Here is a 21,916-nt window from a genome sequence, read left to right as displayed (position 1 = left end):
AGTTTATCCTTTATTCTTTGAATCCTGTAAAGCTTGCTGGGCTTTTGCTTGCCAAGAGCCTGATTTACCACCTTCTTTGGTCATCACCCTGATACCATGAATTTCCATTAAAGGGTCAGCCGCTTTACACATATCAAATAATGTTAAGCAGGCCACAGCAACCGCTGTTAGGGCTTCCATTTCGACACCGGTTTGTCCGGTTAGTTTACATAAACTCGTCACATGCACTTGGCTATTTTCTTCATCAATGGTGAAATCAACTTTTACTTTGGTCAACATCAACGGATGACAAAGTGGAATTAAATCACTACATTTTTTTGCCGCTTGAATACCCGCAATACGAGCAACAGAAAATACATCACCCTTTTTATTATCACCTTGAGTAATTAACGACAAGGTATGTGCCGACATTTGAATAAAACCTTCGGCAGTCGCAGAACGTGAGGTCAGCGCTTTTTCAGTGACATCAACCATATTCGCTTCACCACGTTTGTTGACATGGCTTAACGTGGGCGCATGGCTATTATTTGTTGAATCATTCATTAATCACGCGTCTCACAAACTTCTGCCATTTTTAAATGGGGCACAAAGTTACAAGGGCGATGGCTAGCATCAAGCTGCTCTTTAATGAGTTTATCCCAAGCAGTACGACAAGCATTGGTTGATCCCGGTACACATAAAATAACGGTACTGTTGGCAATGCCGCCAAACGCTCGCGACTGAATTGTCGACGTGCCAATTTCATCAAGCGAAATAGCGCGGAAAACTTCACCAAAACCTTCAACATTTTTATCAAACAACGGCATTAAGGCTTCAGGAGTATTATCACGAGCAGTAAATCCGGTGCCGCCAGTCGAAATAATTGCTTGCACATTATCGTCGGCTATCCATTTTGAAACAATGGCGCGTAGTTGATAAACATCATCTTTAACAATCACTTTATCGGCAAGTTTATGACCTGCCTCAGTTAAGCGTTCAACAAGGACTTGTCCTGAAGTATCATTTGATTCGTCACGGGTATCAGAAACAGTTAATACGGCAATTGATAAGGGAATAAAAGCGTTACCGCTATGTAAAGAGCTCATGGTTTTTCCTAAATGGTATTAAGATTTAAATTATCTGCTAAATCAATTAGTTCAGCATGACAACTTTTTAATTTTGTTGTCTAAATGATTAATTCCCAACTGCGCTTGCTGCCATTCTTGCGGTGTGTTGGTATTAAATAAACACTGTGGTGACTTTAAAGCTAAAGCTTGATGTGGCACCTGTGCAAACATCGAACGGATGGACGGGCCATTTTTCTTGCGATTATTTTTTTCGCTTAACGCACTTTTGTTATTTTGTAGATACTGGACAAAATGTGTGATAAAAAATTGTTCGACAAAAGCATTATTGGGTAAATAAAGTGGTAAAAAATGATCAGCAAAAAAGCAGGCTTTTTGAGCTAATTCACCTTTAATTTTTAACTGTGCAAGTGTTTCCTTGGTCATTAAGGGTAAATCAACCGGTAAAATGAGTAATGATTTAGGTTGGTATTTTTTGATTACACTGTAAATACCGCCCATCGGGCCAAGCTCTGCAAATTGGTCAGCAACATAATGTTCGCTGTTGCCGTTTGCAATATCGCTACCATCAAGATTGCCACTAACGACAATATTATTTATACCAATATTTTTCAGCAAGCCTTTACTGTAACTGAGCATATTTTCATTGCGACCTGCTTGCCCATGCACGGCAGCTTGATTACGCATTAACAAGGCTTTATTACTCCCCATGCGAGAAGATTTTCCGCCGGCTAATACGACACCTAAACACCCTTGATTGAAAAAGGCAGCGCTCATCTTAGCCCCCCAACATCGCAAGGTTTTTAGTGGCACCGGTGAGTTTATCTTGCAGAAAATGTGTCGCTTTTTTATCAGTCATCATCGCGCGAATTTGTGCTTTCAATGGCTCAACATCATCTTCTTGTAAATACTCTTTTAACGGTAAGCCTTCTTCGGTAAATAAACATAAATGTAATTTACCTAATGAACTTACCCGTAAACGGTTGCAGGTATTACAAAAGTCTTTGCTGTACGGCATAATTAAACCGATTTTACCTTGATAATCAGGATGATAAAATTCTTGCGCTGGGCCTGCTGCTTTATCGTTAACTACCGGTAACCAACCATCTAAGATTAGATTTTGCTTAATACGTGCACCTTGTACATGTTGTGCATCAAAAAATTCTTGGTTGTCACCGGTTTGCATTAGTTCAATAAAGCGTAACGTCACCGGAGTCACTTTCAGCCAATCAAGAAAGGTTTTAATATCGTGACCGTTGTATTCGCGCATTAATACCGTATTAATTTTAATCGTTGCACGACCATCTGCCAACGCCATATCTATGCCTTTTAAAATATGGGGTAACTTATTATGACCGGTGATTGAATGGAACATGCGCGGGTCAAGGCTGTCAATACTAATATTAATCGCGTCAATTCCGGCATCTAACCAACTTTCTAGGTGCTCAGGTAATTTATAACCATTAGTGGTTATTGCAACTTTTTTAATCCCGGGCGTTTGCTTACAAGCAGCAATAATTTCAGGTAAGTCTTTACGCAGTGAAGGTTCGCCACCGGTGATACGAATTTTTTCTGTGCCCATTTGAGCAAAAGCGTTAGCAACACGCTTAATTTCGTCAAAGGAGAGAAAGTCACGATCATGGTCGCATGAATAGCCGTCAGGCAAGCAATAGGTGCAACGGAAGTTGCAAACGTCAGTAATAGAGAGGCGCAAGTAATAAAACTTGCGACCAAAGTTGTCTGTTAACATCTCACCTTTCCAAATGTAGGGAGGCTAACAAGTTTCCTTGTTAACCCTGGTGGTTATAGCAAAATTACTATTAACCACGGCTTAAATAGCATTCTAAAAAAAGATTTAGCTAGAAAAGCTCGGCGAATAATTCATTTAATGAATACAAGTATAGTAAACTATTTCACTATTAAAATACGGCTAGACGATAAGTAATTTTGATATGCATCAAAAAGTCATCACTTTGCACGTATTCTTTACTAGCGAATTTACGTCATAATAACGTATTCCTATGCCATTAAGTGAGTTGTAATAGGCGCTTATTGGAATACCCCCGCAAGCGGTGCTAATTTACCGTGTAAAAAAACAAATAAAATAGAAGAGTTACTTATGGTTGATTGTTGTTCTGCTCCCGGATTATTACCTTTCGAACAAGCGATGGAAAAAATGCTATCGGCTATTAAACCCATCAATGAAACTGAAACTATTTCTTTGGCGCTAGGTTTAAATCGTGTACTGGCGCGTAACATATCGAGCCCATTAAATGTTCCTCCTCATCATAATTCGGCCATGGATGGTTATGCGTTTAAGTTAGCAAGTTTACAAACGACCGATAAATTAACCCTGATTGGCCGGTCAATGGCTGGCGCGCCTTTTCAAGGTGAATGCAAAATCGGTGAATGTATTCGTATAATGACAGGTGCAAAATTACCAAGCTGTTGTGATACTGTTGAAATGCAAGAAAACTGCCAAGCAAACGATACCAAGATTACATTTCTAGAAGCCAGGGAATTTAACGACAACATACGCTTTACCGGTGAAGATATTGCGATAAACCAAGCAGTTTTTAGCCAAGGTAAAAAACTCTCAGCGATAGATATTGGCGTGCTGGCCTCTTTAGGTGTGCCAACAGTAGAAGTCTATCGTAAAATTACGGTTGCGGTATTAGCGACCGGTGATGAATTAAAGTCTCCGGGCGAAACTCTCAATGACGGTGATATTTATGAAAGTAATAGCCATGCATTAATCGCGATGTTAACCAAGCTTAATGTCACGGTGATTAACTTCGGTATTATCGCTGATGATGAACAAGCAATACGCGCGGCATTTGAACAAGCCGATCAGCAAGCCGATGTTGTTATTTCTTCAGGAGGTGTTTCTGTAGGTGACGCCGACTATACTAAGTTGATACTTGAACAATTAGGCGAGATTGGTTTTTGGAAAATAGCGATGAAACCAGGTAAGCCTTTTGCTTTTGGAAAATTACCTAATAGTTACTTTTTTGGCTTACCCGGCAACCCTGTTTCAGCCTTGGTCACCGCCCATCAATTAGCCGTACCCGCATTATTAAAATTACAGCATGCCCAAGCTAAAAAGTTACCGCTGTTAAAAGTAAAAACAGCCACCCAATTAAATAAACGCGCCGGACGCATGGACTTTCAACGGGCAGTATTGTCAACTAATCAGCAAGGCGAGATGATGGTTACCAGCACAGGTAGTCAAGGTTCGGGAATTTTAACCAGCATGTCGACAGCCAACTGTTATATTGTTTTACCGGCAAGCCAAGGCAATGTTCCCGCCAATGAAATTGTTAACGTACAGTTATTTGATGATGTTATTCAATAGTTCACGCTATTTTTGACCTATTTTGATAGCTTCTATGAACATTAAAATATATTGCCTGCCAGGTACCATGTGCGATCAACGTTTGTGGCAGGCTTGCATGACTTATTTACCTGAAAATGTCGAGCTTATCCACATTGCCATTCCGGTGGAAAAGAGTATTAATGCAATAGTCACCGCACTTGAGCAAAAACTCCCCGTAGGAAAAATAAATTTAGCTGGCTTTTCTTTAGGGGGCTATATCGCGTCGGCTTTTGCGTTGAAATATCCTGATAAAATTAACAAATTACTGCTTATTTCTAATATGTCTTATTTGTTACCTGCTGCGGAATTAAAAGAGCGCAGCCGAACGATTGCTTATTTAAAATTGCATGGTTACTCAGGCATCCCCACCAAACGTATAACCGCCTTGCTGCACTCAAGCAAACACAACAATCAAGAGATCATTAGCTGTATTCGAGCAATGGATATTGCGTTGGGTAAAGAAACACTGATCCATCAATTAACAGTGACAACCCAGCGCGAAAATTTATTAGTAAAACTTCCTACACTTGCCATCCCTATTCAATTCTTAATTGGTGATAATGACTCACTGGTTAAGTTAACGCGTATTGCCGATATTTTAACGCAATCGACGCTGATTTCTTTAACAACACTTGTCGACACCGGCCATATGTTACCGCTTGAACAACCAGAAAAGTGTGCCGACCATATGATTCGTTTTTTTATCGAGTAATGATACCAATTCTACTTAGTTTCTTCCCGCTCAGCGATATTTAGAAGGTTTATAGGCAAGGCATTGATTGATGAGAATGGTTATTCCCTTATCAAAATCAATAACGCAGCCTGTAAGCCTTTTAAACTCGCCCTTCGGGAGTTTCCCAGCGATTCGATAACTACAGAGAATTACTTTCATATAGAATAGCTATATACAAAATAATTCTATTTGTTCTCAAAGTGCAGGGAAAATCTGAGAGGGAACTAACTAAGTAGACTTGGTATAAGTAAACAAGGTAAAATGGCGCATTATTTTTATACCAAGGAATTCCCGTTGAGCCAGCTTAGTTTTTCCACCTTACAACTCAAACCAGAGTTAATTCAAAATTTAGAATCTATGGGTTATCAACAGATGACCGACATTCAAGCCCAAAGCTTGCCAACTATTATTGCCGGTGGTGACGTTATTGCCCAGGGTAAAACGGGCTCGGGGAAAACAGCTGCTTTTGGTTTGGGTGTTTTAGAAAAACTTGATGTAAAACGTTTTCGTATTCAATCACTTATTCTTTGTCCAACACGTGAATTAGCCGATCAAGTAGCGAAAGAAATTCGTAAATTAGCCCGTGCTATACATAACATCAAAATACTGACCCTTTGTGGTGGTATGCCTTTTGGCCCGCAAGTCGGTTCTTTAGAGCATGGTGCTCATATCATTGTTGGTACGCCAGGAAGAATTGAAGATCACTTAGGTAAAGGCACCTTAAAATTAGACGATGTAAACATGCTAGTACTCGACGAAGCCGATCGTATGCTAGAAATGGGCTTTCAAGCTTCCGTTGATTTTATTATTAGTCAGATCCCTCAACAGCGACAAACCTTATTATTTAGTGCGACTTACCCTGCAGAAATTGCCGATATTGCTAAAAAAATAATGCAATCACCCACCAAGGTAACGGTTGAGGGAAATCACGAAGAAAGCACGATATCACAGCACTTTTATAAAGTAGAAAATGACAGTGAACGTATCGACGGTATCCGATTATTGTTGTTAAAGCACCAACCCGAATCGACTATCGTTTTTTGTAATACCAAAAAAGACGTACAAATTGTTGTCAATGAACTACGTAATTATGGTTTTAATGTTCAAGATTTACATGGCGATTTAGAGCAAAGAGATCGTACCGAAGTATTAGTTCGCTTTGCCAATAAGAGTATTTCAATTTTAGTTGCCACCGATGTTGCCGCGCGTGGTTTAGACATTGATGCGCTAGATGCGGTATTTAATTACCATATCGCTCGTGATAGCGAAATTCACGTCCACCGTATTGGCCGCACAGGTCGAGCGGGTAGCACAGGTATTGCTTGTTCTTTTTTCAGTGAAAAAGAAAGCTACAAAATAGGTTTATTAGAAGATTACCTTGACCGGACTATCGAAGGCGAATTACTGCCAGACGCTAGTGTATTAAACGCCTCGGTGTATTCTCCGAAAATGGCAACGATACAAATAGATGGCGGTAAAAAACAAAAAGTACGTGCGGGCGATATCTTGGGCGCTCTAACCGGCGATAAAACCATTTCCGCAAGCGAAGTAGGAAAAATTCAATTATCAGATAACTGGGCTTATGTAGCTGTAAGCCGAAAGTTTGCCAAGCAAGCTTTCAAAAAACTCAGTGACGGCAAGTTAAAAGGTCGTAAATTTAGAGTCAGATTACTATAGTGACTATCGGTTAAAACAGTGTTTTTCCATAACGAGGTTTTATAAAATGATTGTATTTAATTAAAAACCTCGTATGATACTGTTGTTTTATACAGTTAATTTTGATTGTATAAGCGGTTTTAAATCATATATGATAAAACCATCAAGCATAATATTGATCCTATAAGGGAAAAAAAATGGCAGTTGAAAGTCGATTTGTCGTCATTAGACAAGGTGTGGAGGTAGAAACATTCATGGATAAAAAAGCAGCAGACGAGTATGACAAAATGCTTGATATGGCTGACAGCTTAGCCGAAATGTTTGAAGCCAGTAGCTTTAATATTGATGAAAAAGTGCGTGAAGAACTCTGTATTTACCTAGCTAAAAATCGTGAAGATGTCCTTGTTGCTCTGCAAGCTAAGAAAGCTAAGCCAGAAACTGCGGTTAAAAAGAACGTTACCGCGCCGGTTGAAGCAGCAAATAGCACTGACTCGTCAGCAGAAATTGAAGCGACAGCAAAAGTAAAAGCACCGCGCAAAGCTAAAGCGAGCGCAAACAAATAAAGTGCGGCGTACCGGTTTGAATTTATCTTTACTAAACACGAGATAATATTTAGTTATGCTGTCATATCAACTTATTCGTAGTGCCAAAAGAAAAACGGTTGGCTTACAAGTTAAGCACGGAAAAATTATTATCCGTGCGCCAAAATATGTTTCTGAAGATGATATAGCGAACATTGTTAACTCAAAAAGTCTTTGGTTACAAAGAAAAATTGCTGAGCAACACGCACAACCTGCCACTCAAAATAATTATTATCAAAAAGATAGTCAATTGCTTATTAATGGCGAACTTAAAACACTTGATATTCATTATGGTCTATTTCCAGAAATAACGCTTCAGCAAGATATCATCATAGCGACTCTCGCTAGTAAATTAAAAATAAAAATAGCTGATAATGTAAAAAGCCAAGACAAATATGTAAAGCAACAACTTGAAGCTTGGTTAAAACAGCAAACTCATGCTTATATTGATGAAAAATTATCTCATTTTGCCGAAAAAATTGGTGTTTTACCCAAATCGTTTAAAGTAAGATTATATAAATCTAGATGGGGCAGCTGTAATAGTAGAAGTGAACTTAGTTTCAGTTCTTTATTAGCGATGACGCCAAAATGGATTATCGATTACGTCATCGTTCACGAGCTTTGTCATCTTCGGCACATGAATCATTCGACGAAGTTTTGGCAGTTAGTTGCTCTGAATTACCCTAACTACGGGTTAGCCAAAACCTGGTTAAAATCCCATCAAAACCAATTACAATGGCCGACTATTTAACCATTATAATATCCTCGTAGACAATAAATGAGCTAACAGATAAATCGTCTTATAAAGAAGATAAAATCACTTCAGCATTAGTCCAATAAAATTTACAACAATTTCCTCGGCTTACATTATATTTTTGGCACGAATATCGCTTAGTTTTAGAGTACTATTTTAAATTCACCAGATATGACAATTTATTAACCTTTGTTATAATCAATAGATGAAGAGATAAACCATGAAACTCAAAACCTACAGCTGGAAAGGCATTGCGATTTATACCCTTTCGGCAATAATGTCTCTCATGTTAATTAACCTAATAGTTGCCTTCTAATTAACCTATAAAAGAAAAATATAGCGGAGAAGTTATGACCAGTTTGTTACGATATTATTTATACTTTGTTGCTATATTAAGCTGGTATCAAAGATATCTTCATTAAAAGCGTAAAAAATCAGCATTTTTATGCTTTATTAATTAACAGTACCGCTTATTTAAGGTAGATTAACGCCTTAAAATAAAAAAAATAAAGGATTACCCATTACATGAGCTTTTCAGTTCTTGTTTGTGATGACTCTAACATGGCCCGTAAACAAGTTTTACGTAGCTTACCAGAGCACTTATCAGCTAACGCACAATTGGCAACAAATGGTCAAGAAGCCGTTGAACTTTTACGCAGTCAAGCATTTGACATATTATTTCTTGATCTTACCATGCCTGTTTTAGACGGCTTAGGTGTTCTCCAAACCCTAAAAGATGAAAACATCACACCGGCAATTTTTGTTATATCAGCCGACATACAACCCGAAATGCAAAGTAAAGTACTTGAACTAGGCGCTAAAGCTTTTTTACGCAAACCGGTTGAATTAGAAGTCCTTAACACTAATTTAAGAAATCATGGGTTTTTATGAGCGATCTCAATTTAAATGAAGATCAGCAAGATTGTTTACAAGAAATAATCAATGTTGCTATGGGTCAAGCAAGTGATCAACTTGCCAGATACTTAAACACCTTTGTTTATTTGAAAGTACCAAGTATCGAGCAAGTTAGCACGATTAGCTTACTTAATATGTTAAACAGTAACGAAAACTCTGCTGCGGTTGTTAGCCAAGGTTTCTTCGGTTATGAAGGCATTCGTGGTGAAGCACTGCTTATGTACAAGCCTAAGGATTCTGATCGTCTTGCCGATTTACTTGGCTATGAGCCTGATGAATTATCAGTTGAAGAGCAGATTATCGACTTAAGTTCGATTTTAACCACCACTTTTTTAAATGTTTTTGCCAAACAAATAGATAATCAAATGTCTTATAGTGCACCACGCTTGTTAGCGGGTTCACAAAGTGCGATATCGGATCATCTTGCTCAGCAATCTTTTAATTGGGACTTAGCTTTAAAAGTTAAAATAACTTATCAAGTTACTGATTACTCATTTAATTGCGATATGGTTTTATTTATTCCTGAGTCGGCAATTATCAATATAAAAACAGTAATTGATAGAATTTTGGAAGAGTTCTAAATGCCCGCTGATGATTTTTGCACAGATATTGCTAATAAATTAAATACCGGTATTCTCATCATAGATAGCCAATATAATATCGTGCTATGGAATCGATATTTAGAAGTTCATGCTAACAAAAAGCCTGAAAATGTTATTGGACAAAATATTTTTGAAATATTCCCAGAGCTGCCAGAAAAATGGTTCAAAAGAAAAATTGAAAGTGTCTTTCAACTAAAAACCCAATCTTTTTGTTCATGGGAACAAAGGCATCACCTTTTTGAATTACCTCATACTCGTCCTATGACCACAGACAGTCACTTTATGGCACAAAACTGTTCATTTCTACCACTTGAAATCAAAGACAATAACGAGCACGTTTGTATTCTGATTGAAGATGTTACCGATGTCTGTCATTACCAAAGCAAACTAAAGAAAACACTCGAAGAGCTTGCACAGGCCAATCGTATTGATGGCTTAACACAAGTCTTTAATCGTAAGCATTGGGAAGAGTGTCTCGAAAAAGAATTTTCACGCGCGCGCCGATATAAGCATGGTTTAGCGCTTATTATGTTCGATTTAGATCATTTCAAATTACTTAATGATACTTACGGACATTTAGGTGGCGACATAGTATTAATAGAAACGGCTAAAGTGATCAGTAAACTGCTACGCTTAGGTGATTTATTTGGTCGCTACGGTGGTGAAGAGTTTGCGATTATTCTGCCTAATACTGATATGGTCGGCGCTTTAGATGTTGCCGAACGGATCCGCGTTGCGATTAGTAAAAATATCATTAACTTTCAAGAAACTGAAATAAAAGTTACCGCCAGTGTTGGCGTTGCGGTGATCACCGAAGCTGACACCCGCTATGAAGACTTAATATCCCACACAGACCTTGCCTTATATGACGCTAAGGCTTCTGGAAGAAACATTGTTTGCGTTGCAAAAGATGTTACTGCAGCCTAAAAAACTGAATATATGCGTTTTATTATCCAAATTAAACTACCTTACTGCTTTTTTATGAATAAAATATAACTTTTTATTCATAAAAAACTATTGACAGTAAAACACTGCTCAGGCATTTTATAACCATGAAAACATTTGTCCGTCGTATTACCATTATTATTATCACTACCACCCTCAATGGGATGGTTGTCATCGGCTGACGTGTAAAAAACACAATAAATAAAAGCCCGTGACCCCTTAGGTTCCGGGCTTTTTTTTGTTTTAAGGTTTTAATCATTGTAAATTTTTTGGCTCGCAAAGAATTTACAATAAAAAGGAAGTAAAATGCGTGTATTAAAGTTTGGAGGTTCATCTCTAGGATCAGCGGAACGTTTTGTGCAAGTTGCCAAAATTATAGCTGACAAAAGTAACGACTCTGCCGTTGCCGTTGTTGTTTCCGCCCCACAAGGTGTAACCAACCATTTAGTCGCTATGGCAGAAAATATTAGTGATGAAATAAAGCTACAAAGCGATTTAGAACATTTCAGAAAAGCCATTATTACCATCATTGATGATCTGGGTGCCAGCTTACCAAAATTCAGTCCCTTACATGCAGAGCAAACCCTTATAAACTGGGAACATAGGCTTTCACGTTATTTACAAGGTGCGACTATGCTGTCTTATTGCCCGGATCATATCCGCGCTATAATAATTAGTATTGGTGAGCGCTTAAGTGTTGCCTTGCTTGAATCAGTATTAAACGCACAAGATATTGCAACGTCGGTTATTGAACCAGAAAAATTTCTAATCACTAATGATGCATCTCTCAATGCTGTCGCTGATTTAGTGCTATCAAAAGAAAACTTCGAAAACCATTACCATAATCTCAATAAAGTCGCCTTAATGCCTGGTTTTATTGGTGTTAACAAACAAGGACAAGTAACGACCCTTGGCCGCAATGGTTCTGATTACTCTGCAGCCGTTCTTGCCGTTTGTGCTCAAGCTGAATGTTGTGAAATATGGACGGATGTTGATGGTGTTTTTAACGCAGATCCACGCCTGATAAAGGAAGCAAAATTACTCGATTACTTGTCATATCAAGAAGCGATGGAACTTTCATATTTTGGTGCTAGCGTACTGCACCCTAAAACGATTGGCCCCATTGCCCAGTTTCATATTCCTTGTTTGATTAAAAACACCGGTAATCCTGCTGCGCCAGGGACCTTAATATCTAATGAAGATGATCAAACTAAAAAAGTTAAAGCAATATCTAATCTCGATGATTTAACCATGGTCAATGTCTCAGGACCTGGCATGAAAGGTATGGTTGGCATGGCAAGTCGTGTATTTGCCACCATGAGCCAAGAAAAAATTTCTTTAGTCTTAATTAGTCAATCTTCGAGCGAATACTGTATCAGTTTTTGTATCCACACCAGTGATGCTGAATTAGCCGAACTAAGTCTGCAGCAAGAATTCGAACTAGAGTTACTGAATGGTTTACTTGAACCACTGAAATTACAACATGAATTGTCGATTATTTCTCTGGTTGGTGACGGTATGCACCATCAACAAGGGGTTGCCGCTAAATTTTTCAGTTCATTAGCTCAAGCACGTGTCAATGTAATTGCCATTGCCCAAGATTCGTCAGAGCGTAGTATTTCTGTTGTGGTAGAAAAACGTAAATGTACCGATGCAATGAAAGTCAGTCATCAGAATTTCTTCACCCACAAGCCGACTATTGATGTGTTTCTTGTTGGTTGTGGCGTCGTGGGTAGCGAGCTTCTTGCGCAAATCGCGCGTCAACAACCTAAACTTAAAAAGCAAAATATTTCCTTAAAAGTATACGGCATTGCTAACAGTAAAGGCATGGTCTTTAATACCGAAGGGATTGATTTAGATAACTGGCAAGCAGAAATGAAAGGTGACTCTGTTCCGGTAAATGTTGAAAACATCAAGGCTTTTGTCCGCGAGAATCACCTGATCAATCCAGTGTTAGTCGACTCAACGTCTAGTGAGTCTTTAGCAATGAGCTATGTAGAGTACCTTGAAGAAGGTTTTAATATTGTAACGCCAAATAAAAAAGCCAATACTGACTCTTGGCAATATTATCAAGCCTTGCGCAGTGCAGCACAGAAATCTAATCGTCGCTTCTTATATGAAACGACGGTTGGTGCTGGCTTACCGGTAATTGACACCTTACAAAGTTTGCTAAAAGCGGGCGATGAATTAGTCCGTTTTGAAGGGATATTGTCTGGTTCACTTTCTTATATGTTTGGTAAGCTAGAAGAAGGTATGACCGTTTCTCAGGCCACAGCTATCGCCAAAGACAATGGCTTTACCGAGCCTGATCCACGTGACGATTTAAGCGGTATGGACGTAGCGCGTAAGCTGCTTATTATGGCGCGAGAAGCTGGAATACCGCTTGAGTTATCTGATATTTCTATAGAATCAGTGTTACCTGCGAACTTTGATGCCAGTGGCGATGTTAATGAATTTATGCAGAACTTAGCGAAAATAGATGATGAATTCTCTCAACGCGTAGAAGTAGCAAAAGCCGAAGGTAAAGTTTTACGTTATATTGGCAATATTGTTGATGGAAAATGTAAAGTAGCCATTGAAGCCGTTGCCAGTGATCATCCACTTTATAGTGTGAAAGATGGCGAAAATGCCTTGGCAATACATAGCCGTTATTACCAACCATTACCGTTTGTATTACGTGGTTATGGCGCGGGTGCAGCAGTTACTGCTGCGGGTGTATTTGGTGACTTATTAAGAACATTAGCATGGGAGCAGCAGCACTAATGACTATATCTGTTTTTGCTCCCGCATCAATTGGCAACTTAAACGTCGGCTTTGATGTTTTAGGCCTAGCGGTTAAGCCCATTGATGGCACTTTATTAGGTGATGTTGTTGCTATCGAGTCCGCCACAGAAAATAAACTGATTGTTATTGGCGAATTTGCCAATAAATTACCGGGTAAGGCGACAGACAATATTGTTTGGCATTGTTTAGAGCTTTACAACCTAGCACTTGAAAAAGCGCAACAACCGGTTAAAAAAGTCCAACTAACATTAGATAAAAAGATGCCAGTTGGCAGTGGTTTAGGTTCAAGCGCTTGTTCTGTGGTCGCCGCACTGGTCGCGCTCAATGAATTTTATCAGCAATATTTTGATGAAAAAACGCTGTTATTTATGATGGGGGCAATGGAAGCAAAGATAAGTGGCAGTTTACATTACGACAATGTCGCACCATGTTACTTAGGTGGTCTACAATTAATGGTGCCTGACAAGCACGTTATTAGCCGGAGTTTACCGCAATTTGATAATTGCTATTACGTAATGGCTTACCCTGGTATTAATGTCTCAACGAAGGCTGCACGAGATGTTTTACCCAAGCAATACAGTCGTGCCGATGCCATTACTTTTGGTCAAAATTTAGCGACTTTTGTCGATGCTTGTCACCGTAATGATAAACAACAAGCCTTTTCAGTGCTCAAAGATGTGCTTGCAGAGCCTTATCGCCAGCACTTACTACCCAAATTTATCGAAGCCAAAGACTATTTAAGCGCTCAAGGCCATTTAGCCGTAGGCATTTCAGGCTCAGGGCCTACTTTATTTTGTGTCTGTGATTCCCTTGAAAAAGCACAAAATACTGCGCTTTGGTTGCAAACAAATTATTTACAAACAGACTCAGGTTTTGTTCATGTCTGTCAGGTTGATTTAACCGGCGCTGAGCGATTGCCCGCTTAATCACTTTATTAAAAATACCGAATTTATTAGGAATATGTTGTGAAATTTTATAATTTAAAAGAAAACGATGAACAAGTCAGTTTTGCTGGTGCGGTTAAGCAAGGACTAGGGAAAAATCAGGGGCTCTTTTTTCCTGAAACAATCCCAGTGTTAGATAATATCGATGAATTACTCGCCATGCCGTTAGTCGAAAGAAGTGTGCAAGTCCTCTACCCTTTTGTAGAAGGTGATTTAACCAAAGCGCAATTAACTGAGATTGTGACCAGTGCTTTTAACTTTCCAGCACAAATTCAACCCATCAATAAAGACAGAGCCATATTAGAGCTTTTTCATGGTCCGACACTCGCCTTTAAAGATTTTGGTGCGCGTTTTATGGCTAAATGCTTGCAAGTTTTTAGCAAAGATAAAAAGATCACTATATTAACGGCAACCTCAGGTGACACAGGCGCGGCGGTTGCTCATGCTTTTCATAACATTGAAAATATTCGCGTGGTGATATTATACCCGAAAGGGAAGATCAGCCTGCTACAAGAAAAAATGTTTACAACCTTAGGCGGCAATATTGAAACACTGGCTATTGACGGCAGTTTTGATGATTGTCAGGCATTAGTTAAAAAATCATTTGATGATAGAGAACTCGCCACTACCATAGGCTTAAACTCAGCTAACTCAATAAATATCAGCCGCTTATTAGCTCAGGTATGTTACTACTTTGAAGGTTTTGCGCAATTATCTCGTCAAAAGTGTAAAGCTGAATTAAACGATGTTGTGGTTTCGATTCCTAGTGGTAACTTTGGTAACTTAACCGCCGGTTTATTTGCTAAAGCACTCGGCTTACCGATAAAAAGATTTATCGCGGCAACCAATGCCAACGATACGGTGCCTCGTTACCTTAAAACAGGTCAATGGACGCCAAATGCTACTGTAGCAACAATTTCAAATGCTATGGATGTTAGCGATCCAAACAACTGGCCTCGCGTTGAACACATGCTAAAGTCTGGCATAGTTCCTAGCGATTGTATTAGCTCGGTTGCTATTGATGAAGAACAAACACAGTCGACTGTTTTACAGCTAGCCAAACTGGGATACATCAGCGAACCACATGCAGCCGTTGCCTATAAGGCGTTACAGTACAATGCCAATGACGATGAATTTGGTGTGTTTTTAGGTACCGCACATCCAGCAAAATTCAAAGAGGTGGTTGAAAGTATTTTAGGACAACCGATAGGTTTACCGAAAGAGCTTGCTGACTGCGCTAGCGAAACCATTTTATCAAAAGATATGGCCGCTAACTTTAACGACTTGCGTGATTATTTATTATTAAACGATCACTAATTTCGTTCAGTTAAAAACACGTTTATAATGGTCGTTAATTTAGATTAACGGCCATTTTTATACCTCATGATAAATCAAAATATTAAGCCACAATGGCAACAACTTATTAATGAAGAACAAGCCAAGCCATATTTCATCGAACTAAGTCAAGCACTTGCTCAACAACGAGCAAAAGGCGAGGTTATCTTTCCGGCGCAAAACGATATTTTTAATGCTTTTTGTTATCAAGATATTAAAGACACTAAAGTGGTAATTTTAGGGCAAGACCCTTATCACGGTGAAGACCAAGCCCATGGGCTGGCTTTTTCTGTACAATCAGGTATCAAAGTCCCACCTTCTTTAGTAAATATTTATAAAGAGCTTGTTAATGAATTCGATGATTTTAATAAGCCAAACCACGGCTGTTTAACGCCTTGGGCAGAGCAAGGGGTGCTGTTACTGAACACGGTATTAACGGTAAAACAAGCACAAGCACACTCTCATGCTAAGTTAGGTTGGGAAAAATTTACTGATGCGGTGATAAAGCACATTAATCAGGAAAGTAGCGGTTGTGTGTTCTTACTTTGGGGAGCGCATGCACAAAAAAAAGGTAAAAATATTAATATTGAAAAGCATTTGGTATTAAATGGTCCACATCCTTCACCCTTATCGGCCTATCGCGGTTTTTTTGGCTGTCAGCACTTCTCAAAAGCCAATCACTGGTTACTCTCAAAAAAAATGTCCCCAATAAACTGGCAGCTTCCTGAATAGGCAATAAGGTGAATTAAAAAAGAGACTGCCCTTAGTGAACAACATTAAAGGGCTCCTTTCTATTGTGCCTACTTTTGACTTATAACTTGAATAGTCCTAAATTTTTATCAGTCAACGCATCACGCCAACCCCCTAGCCACTCTGATTTTGCATCAGTATTTTGATAAGGACATTTTTCTTTGGTTTTTCCAGTAAGGCCTGCTTTATACCCATTAGAATGTGCTCTGCCTAAACGATCTCTTTTCTTTGTTTGCATCGATAACTCTCCATCATTGTCTTGGTAATACTTATTAATACTTGTCGAATAAAACAGCAGTCGACAATTCAGTTAAGATTAAGCAAGAGGCTAAATCAAGTAACATTACGATTAAAAAGTGTTCGATAGTTAATGGTGAAGAGCTGAAAAATCTTAATTATAAGATTAAATAAATAAAACAATTTGTTAGCGAAAAACTTTATACCTTTTGAGTATTAAAAATTTTTTTTTATAAAAAATTATTTCAATGTTTTGGAATACCTAAGCGGCTTGAACGTAATAGCGGTTCTAACATGCCCTCAAGGCCATTAAGTTTTACTTCGTAGATTAATGCAAGTTGCTGCCCTAGCTTGCCTTCAGGAAAACCTTTCGATTTAAACCAAACTAAATAAGGCTCTGGCAATTTTAGCAAGGGTCTGCCGGCATATTTTCCAAAAGGCATTATTTGATTGACGGCATCGAGCAAAGCTTTTTGATCTGAAAACATAGTGTCTCTACTAATTGAATTTTTCCTGTCAGGATGATAACCCAAAACCTTTTAACATCATAAAAGTGTCACAAGGTCTATTTATAATCACTATAAGATTATCGACTAACTTCAAACAGGGAACGAACATGTCTATCGTAAGAAAACGCAGTGCGGCACATAAAGCTTATATTCCTTCAAATTCGCGAGATAACCAATATATTTTAGCTGAGTTTGCCATTACCGATGAATTGATACAGTTAATTTCTCCGAGCATTTCAATGCATAGCGCTCAACCTTACTATGATTTTTATCAAAGCTTATCACAATTATTATTTACACTAAGTAATGACTATGCGATAAAAAGTAGCTTATTTATTGCTAACGATAAATTGGTACGCGTGCGCTACAGTCAAGAAATGCATCAATGGCAAACCAGTCAGCAAATTTTGTTTTATTACGATCCACAAAATCATCAATTACAAAATTCATTTTTTGATGCCAGTATTCGTGCAAAAAAGATCACCTTGCTGTTCTTAGCTTCCGGTGACGATATTCGCTTTAATGCCGCGGTATTTCATCAAAAAGTCACCCAGTTACTGTATAGCTTTACCGAGCAGACAAAACTAGCTAACAAAGCGATACGTTTGCGTGATCATCAGCATCTTACCTATGATTTATTTGCTAAAAACAAAGGTTGTTTAGGTACACAAGCACATAAATTACGACCTATTGATGAACGTTATAAATCGCAAAATGTTGTTATCACACCGAACGCATCGGCAATAAGTTATGCGGTAATTAATCTAACGGTTGATAATCGTTTATTGAGTTTAGTTGACATTGATGCCAATTCTAAAGATCCATACAATCCACTTTATACCTATTTAACCGATACTTTTTCACTGGTAGCAAAGCGCTTTAATCTCAATAATGGCGCGTTAATCGCTAATGGATTAGTGCCCATTGTCCGACATAGTTTGCATGAAATAATTTCAAAAATGGGTGAGTTACAAATGTTAGGCTATAACCCTAAACAAAGTCCGTGTGGCTTGGTAAGTAAATGGAAAGCCGATGAGTTGGTTGATAACGTGCAATTTATTTTTGTCGCTACCGCAGAAGATTCGCAGCACAGCGGCTATGGCAGGTTTATTAACCAAATAGAACAAGCAATGCGTTTATTAGCGACCGAACTCGAAATCCCCATTAATAAAGATGAATTAACGCTGAGATTTCATCAGCATATTGCTTACAACCTTGAAACTAATATTTAATCTACTTCGCCATTAATCGTTGGTTTTTTTTGTAGCTTGCGTTGTAAGGTTCTGCGGTGCATTGAAAGCTGACGTGCTGTTGCTGAAACATTACCATTATTAAATTTTAAGACTTGTTGAATATATTCCCATTCGACCTGCTCGGTTGACAGCGTTGGCTCATTTATAATCTTTTGTCCTGAATTTGCAGTCAACGTTGATTTTTTTAGCGAAGAACTGTTATCGTTTTTAGCTAAGGCCGATAATAAAGTCTGTGTATCGACCGGCTTGGTTAAGTAATCATCTGCGCCAAGCTTTATTGCGTCAACGGCAGTAGCGATACTGGCAAAGCCGGTTAACAAAATAATACGACTCTTTGGCAATAACTTCCTCATCGGATTAATTAAATTTAAGCCACTTTCATGATGGAGTTTCATATCGAGTAATATGAATTCTGGCAATTGTCGATGACAAGTTAATAAGGCATCATTAATATTATCGGCCAACCAACAGATGTAGCCATGCTTTTCCATACGCCTTTTAAGCGTATTAGCAAAAGTACTGTCATCTTCAACAATTAATAATTTCATTCACTTTTTTCCTGCATATTATTAAGCACTAACGGCAATTTCAACGTTACTAATGCACCACCCGCAACGTGATTAGTTAAGGTAAGTGTAACGCCTAATCGCTCTAAACTTGCATGACTCAAAAATACTGCCATACCTAATCCTTGTTTACTGTTGACGGGTTTAACCCCTAACTCACTTAATGTTGACTGAGTAAAACCACGGCCAAAATCACGAATGCTTAGCTGCCAATTTTTTTCATCGTAAATGCTAGATAATTCAATTTTATCACTATCGCTAGTTTTAGTGGCTCGAACCGCATTATTAATTAAGTTTAGAATCGCTGGCAATAAAGACGCATCGGCTAACACTTTAGCGTTTTTATTGGCTATATATTGGTTTTTTTCAGATAAAAACGTCACCCTAACATTAGGGTAATTTAAGTTAATATGATCGCGCATTTGTTTAATAATATCAGCACAAAGCACCTGTTTTGACTTTTGCTCTTTAATCTCAAAAACCATTTCACGAAACTCAGCTAAACTTCTGCCACAACGTAATAACTGTCCTTGTAGTTCAACAATCGCGGGATGCTCAGGTAACTCTTCACTAAGTTCATCGACGAGTAGCTGTACCGTTGCTATAGGTGTAGCGAGCTGATGAGTTATTTGCGCAGAAGCGACCCCTAATGACATGATTTTTTCTTGCTTTAATTGCTCTTCACGAAATGCAGCTATCGCTTGTTCTTTTTGAGAGATCCTTCGTGCCATTTGCCCAACAACAGTTGCAACAACAATGCTCGAAAAGAGGAAGTTAATCCACATACCAATAAAGTGGCTTTGCATATTGCCGTGCATAACTGACATCGGTAATAACCACAGTAAAACACTGTATGAAGCAATCGCTAGTAGTGCGACACCTCCCAGTAAGAGCGGTGTTAACGTCACAGCAGCAATGGCAATAGGAATAAGCAATAATGAGACAAAAGCATTCGTGGCTCCGCCACTGAAATACAAAATAAATGAGAGAAATAGAATGTCGGCACAAATTTGCCCAAGTAAGGCGAGTTTATCAGCCTCCCTCCCAGACTGATAATATAAATAGCTGACTAATGTAAATAAAGCTTCAATTGAAATAACAACAATTAACGGTAACCAAGGCAGCTGATAGTTTAAAACGCCATTGACAAAAAGTATTAATATCAGCTGAATAATAATAGCCACACTGCGCAATAAAAGAACGGTGCGAACTTGATTAAACTTTCTAAAAAATAACGACATAATGTTTTATATTGGTTAATAATATTTGTTGATGTTACGCTAATTTTTATATTTTTAACTGATCAAAAACAGTTTTTATTAAATTTCAGACAAAAACATATAGACATCTAAACGTCTATTGTTATACAGTTATTTTAATCATATCTATTAAGGTTTATTTTAATGTCATCACATGAAGAAAAAATCACCCTGGCAGGCGGTTGCTTTTGGTGTATTGAAGGTGCATACAACCAATTAGTCGGCATAAAATCTGCCGTGTCAGGTTATATGGGCGGCAGCGCAGCGCTAGCAACTTATGAAGACGTTTGCTCAGGTCAAACCGGCCATGCCGAAGTCGTGCAGTTAACTTTCGATAGCGCAGCGATCACCTGTCGTGAAATATTAGAAGTTTTTTTTACGCTACACGATGCCAGTCAATTAAATCGTCAGGGTAACGATATAGGCACTCAGTATCGTTCAGGCGTTTTTTATCACAGTAAAGAACAGCAGCAAATTACCGAAGATATTATTAAAGAAGTCGACGCCAGTAATATGTATAACTCAGCTGTTGTGACCGAAGTGACTCAAGCATCAGAATTCTTTTCTGGTGAAAATGTTCATCAAGACTATTTCAACAATAACCCAGGTAACCCTTACTGTCAGGCGATTGTTTCGCCTAAGCTCGCAAAATTTAGAAAAACATTCGTCGGTAAGCTAAAGCCATCAGAGACTTAAAGCGACATGGTTAGCTTGGGAATAAAAGCTGATATTTAACAGATACGTCGCACTGAAAGATAACAGTGTGACGTATCTGCTGCCAAGTACCGGCTTAATACATCAAGGTATATAATTTTCTGCGGTATTTATTTGCTAATGAATCACCATCAGGTAAGGCTTTTAGCACATCAAGATAAAGATCTTTACTCGCAGCATCACCACTGTCTTTTTGCATTAAACGAAACAGTAAGATTAACGCTTCTTCATGACGATTGACTTGGCTGTATTGCGCCACAAGTTGATGTTGTAGAGCAATGTTGTTAACGTCGTCCACTAATTGCGCCTCTAGTGCTTTAATTTCTGGCGAGTCTGCCGCTTGACTAGCAAGCTCAAGTTTCGCGATAAGCGCTTGGTAATGACTGTCTTGATCAACCATTAAAATAGTGGCTAATAAAGCTTCTGCTTCGCTTATTTTACCGGTTTGTAAATAAACATCTGCCATCATTAATTTAATGTCGGCACGTTCACTGTTAAGTTGATAAGCACTATTAATTACCGTGAAGGCATCATTAATATTATTATCAGCTAACAACTTTTGTGCCTGAATAAGTAATAAGTCTTCTTGTTTAGGTAGATGATTCGCTAAAAATGCTTTAATACTATCGTCATCTTGTGGCCCAGTTAAGCCATCAAGTGGTTGGCCATCTTTCACTAAAATAGCCGTAGGTAGCCCTTGAATACCAAACTGTTGGGCAATTTGTTGCTGAGTTTGACAATCGACCGTGGCGTATAATATATATTGCTCAAAACCTTGTAAGCCAATGGCTAGTTTATCTTTTAGCTCTAAACTTTCAGGGACCTGTTCCGCCCAAAAGTCAACTAAGACTAACTTTGTTTTTGATTCTTCTAAAATAATTTGTTGAAAATTTTCTAGGGTAATTTCAATGGCATTTGTAGTCACATTCACTTCCATTT

23 protein-coding genes and 1 riboswitch are annotated in these 21,916 nt (G+C 38.4%); of the genes, 14 read left to right on the top strand and 9 right to left on the bottom strand.

What is annotated here, in order from left to right; genetic code table 11:
• Nucleotides 1–3: 3 nt before the first annotated feature.
• From moaC to moaA, 4 genes are all read right to left on the bottom strand, one after another.
• Complete coding sequence (gene moaC, locus ESZ26_RS02525; RefSeq protein WP_146797957.1) at nt 4–543, bottom strand: cyclic pyranopterin monophosphate synthase MoaC; 540 nt, start codon at nt 541–543, stop codon at nt 4–6.
• Nucleotides 543–1,085: a molybdenum cofactor biosynthesis protein B gene (moaB, locus tag ESZ26_RS02520; protein ID WP_146797959.1), complete on the bottom strand. Its 543-nt coding sequence runs from the start codon at nt 1,083–1,085 to the stop codon at nt 543–545. The genes moaC and moaB overlap by 1 nt, the downstream gene beginning before the upstream one ends.
• Before the next feature lie 51 nt (nt 1,086–1,136).
• The gene (gene mobA, locus ESZ26_RS02515) at nt 1,137–1,841 is read right to left on the bottom strand and encodes a molybdenum cofactor guanylyltransferase (protein ID WP_146797960.1); all 705 of its coding nucleotides are present in this window, start codon (nt 1,839–1,841) and stop codon (nt 1,137–1,139) included.
• Between the two features lies 1 nt (nt 1,842).
• Nucleotides 1,843–2,814 carry a GTP 3',8-cyclase MoaA gene (moaA, locus tag ESZ26_RS02510; protein WP_146797961.1) on the bottom strand — a complete coding sequence of 324 codons (972 nt, stop codon included), beginning with the start codon at nt 2,812–2,814 and terminating at the stop codon, nt 1,843–1,845.
• Nucleotides 2,801–2,951: riboswitch (molybdenum cofactor riboswitch) on the bottom strand. It overlaps the preceding gene by 14 nt.
• A 232-nt stretch (nt 2,952–3,183) precedes the next feature.
• Between moaA and moeA the strand changes: the two genes are divergently transcribed.
• The 12 genes from moeA (at nt 3,184) to ung (ending at nt 16,421) form a co-directional block, all read left to right on the top strand.
• On the top strand, nt 3,184–4,419 hold the full coding sequence (gene moeA / locus ESZ26_RS02505; protein ID WP_146797963.1) for a molybdopterin molybdotransferase MoeA: 1,236 nt from the start codon (nt 3,184–3,186) through the stop codon (nt 4,417–4,419).
• Between the two features lie 34 nt (nt 4,420–4,453).
• A complete protein-coding gene (locus ESZ26_RS02500; RefSeq protein WP_146797964.1) occupies nt 4,454–5,152 on the top strand; it encodes an alpha/beta fold hydrolase in 699 nt (232 codons plus the stop codon).
• A gap of 282 nt (nt 5,153–5,434) precedes the next feature.
• Complete coding sequence (gene dbpA, locus ESZ26_RS02495; protein ID WP_190278377.1) at nt 5,435–6,850, top strand: ATP-dependent RNA helicase DbpA; 1,416 nt, start codon at nt 5,435–5,437, stop codon at nt 6,848–6,850.
• A gap of 176 nt (nt 6,851–7,026) precedes the next feature.
• Nucleotides 7,027–7,392 carry a YebG family protein gene (locus ESZ26_RS02490; RefSeq protein ID WP_146797967.1) on the top strand — a complete coding sequence of 122 codons (366 nt, stop codon included), beginning with the start codon at nt 7,027–7,029 and terminating at the stop codon, nt 7,390–7,392.
• A 55-nt stretch (nt 7,393–7,447) separates the two neighbouring features.
• Entirely contained in the window at nt 7,448–8,161 is a 714-nt protein-coding gene (locus ESZ26_RS02485; protein WP_146797969.1) for a M48 family metallopeptidase, read from the top strand.
• A gap of 528 nt (nt 8,162–8,689) precedes the next feature.
• Nucleotides 8,690–9,055 carry a response regulator gene (locus tag ESZ26_RS02480; protein ID WP_146797971.1) on the top strand — a complete coding sequence of 122 codons (366 nt, stop codon included), beginning with the start codon at nt 8,690–8,692 and terminating at the stop codon, nt 9,053–9,055.
• Nucleotides 9,052–9,660 carry a chemotaxis protein gene (locus ESZ26_RS02475; protein WP_146797973.1) on the top strand — a complete coding sequence of 203 codons (609 nt, stop codon included), beginning with the start codon at nt 9,052–9,054 and terminating at the stop codon, nt 9,658–9,660. The genes ESZ26_RS02480 and ESZ26_RS02475 overlap by 4 nt, the downstream gene beginning before the upstream one ends.
• On the top strand, nt 9,661–10,608 hold the full coding sequence (locus tag ESZ26_RS02470) for a sensor domain-containing diguanylate cyclase (protein ID WP_146797975.1): 948 nt from the start codon (nt 9,661–9,663) through the stop codon (nt 10,606–10,608).
• Between the two features lie 324 nt (nt 10,609–10,932).
• Nucleotides 10,933–13,389: a bifunctional aspartate kinase/homoserine dehydrogenase I gene (gene thrA, locus ESZ26_RS02465; RefSeq protein WP_146797977.1), complete on the top strand. Its 2,457-nt coding sequence runs from the start codon at nt 10,933–10,935 to the stop codon at nt 13,387–13,389.
• Nucleotides 13,389–14,336, top strand: coding sequence for a homoserine kinase (gene thrB / locus ESZ26_RS02460; protein ID WP_146797979.1), 948 nt, complete (start codon nt 13,389–13,391; stop codon nt 14,334–14,336). The genes thrA and thrB overlap by 1 nt, the downstream gene beginning before the upstream one ends.
• Nucleotides 14,337–14,375: 39 nt before the next feature.
• On the top strand, nt 14,376–15,671 hold the full coding sequence (gene thrC / locus ESZ26_RS02455) for a threonine synthase (RefSeq protein WP_146797981.1): 1,296 nt from the start codon (nt 14,376–14,378) through the stop codon (nt 15,669–15,671).
• 66 nt (nt 15,672–15,737) lie between these two features.
• Nucleotides 15,738–16,421 (top strand): uracil-DNA glycosylase, encoded by a 684-nt coding sequence (gene ung / locus ESZ26_RS02450; RefSeq protein WP_146797983.1) that lies wholly within the window; start codon nt 15,738–15,740, stop codon nt 16,419–16,421.
• A gap of 79 nt (nt 16,422–16,500) precedes the next feature.
• Here the strand turns inward: ung and rmf are convergent, their stop codons facing one another.
• The gene (gene rmf / locus ESZ26_RS02445) at nt 16,501–16,677 is read right to left on the bottom strand and encodes a ribosome modulation factor (RefSeq protein WP_070374838.1); all 177 of its coding nucleotides are present in this window, start codon (nt 16,675–16,677) and stop codon (nt 16,501–16,503) included.
• 244 nt (nt 16,678–16,921) lie between these two features.
• Nucleotides 16,922–17,164 (bottom strand): DUF3820 family protein, encoded by a 243-nt coding sequence (locus ESZ26_RS02440; RefSeq protein ID WP_146797985.1) that lies wholly within the window; start codon nt 17,162–17,164, stop codon nt 16,922–16,924.
• Nucleotides 17,165–17,292: 128 nt separating this feature from the next.
• Here ESZ26_RS02440 and ESZ26_RS02435 point away from each other — a divergent pair, with 128 nt between their 5' ends.
• Nucleotides 17,293–18,417, top strand: a complete 1,125-nt coding sequence (locus ESZ26_RS02435; protein ID WP_146797987.1) for a DUF3083 family protein — start codon at nt 17,293–17,295, stop codon at nt 18,415–18,417.
• Here ESZ26_RS02435 and ESZ26_RS02430 read toward each other — a convergent pair.
• Together ESZ26_RS02430 and ESZ26_RS02425 are read right to left on the bottom strand one after the other, a co-directional pair.
• Entirely contained in the window at nt 18,414–18,986 is a 573-nt protein-coding gene (locus ESZ26_RS02430; protein WP_146797989.1) for a response regulator transcription factor, read from the bottom strand. The genes ESZ26_RS02435 and ESZ26_RS02430 overlap by 4 nt on opposite strands.
• Complete coding sequence (locus ESZ26_RS02425) at nt 18,983–20,245, bottom strand: sensor histidine kinase (RefSeq protein WP_146797991.1); 1,263 nt, start codon at nt 20,243–20,245, stop codon at nt 18,983–18,985. The genes ESZ26_RS02430 and ESZ26_RS02425 overlap by 4 nt, the downstream gene beginning before the upstream one ends.
• Before the next feature lie 162 nt (nt 20,246–20,407).
• On the opposite strand from ESZ26_RS02425, the gene msrA reads away from it, so the two are divergent.
• Nucleotides 20,408–20,959 (top strand): peptide-methionine (S)-S-oxide reductase MsrA, encoded by a 552-nt coding sequence (gene msrA / locus ESZ26_RS02420; protein ID WP_146797993.1) that lies wholly within the window; start codon nt 20,408–20,410, stop codon nt 20,957–20,959.
• 94 nt (nt 20,960–21,053) lie between these two features.
• Here msrA and ESZ26_RS02415 read toward each other — a convergent pair whose 3' ends face one another.
• Entirely contained in the window at nt 21,054–21,902 is an 849-nt protein-coding gene (locus ESZ26_RS02415; RefSeq protein ID WP_223271538.1) for a tetratricopeptide repeat protein, read from the bottom strand.
• Between the last annotated feature and the right edge of the window lie 14 nt (nt 21,903–21,916).

The sequence above is a fragment of the Colwellia hornerae genome, from assembly GCF_007954355.1.
GTDB lineage: Bacteria > Pseudomonadota > Gammaproteobacteria > Enterobacterales > Alteromonadaceae > Colwellia_A > Colwellia_A hornerae.
The sequence above is the reverse complement of the archived record's forward strand: the minus strand, read 5'-3'. Positions and strand labels throughout refer to the sequence as shown.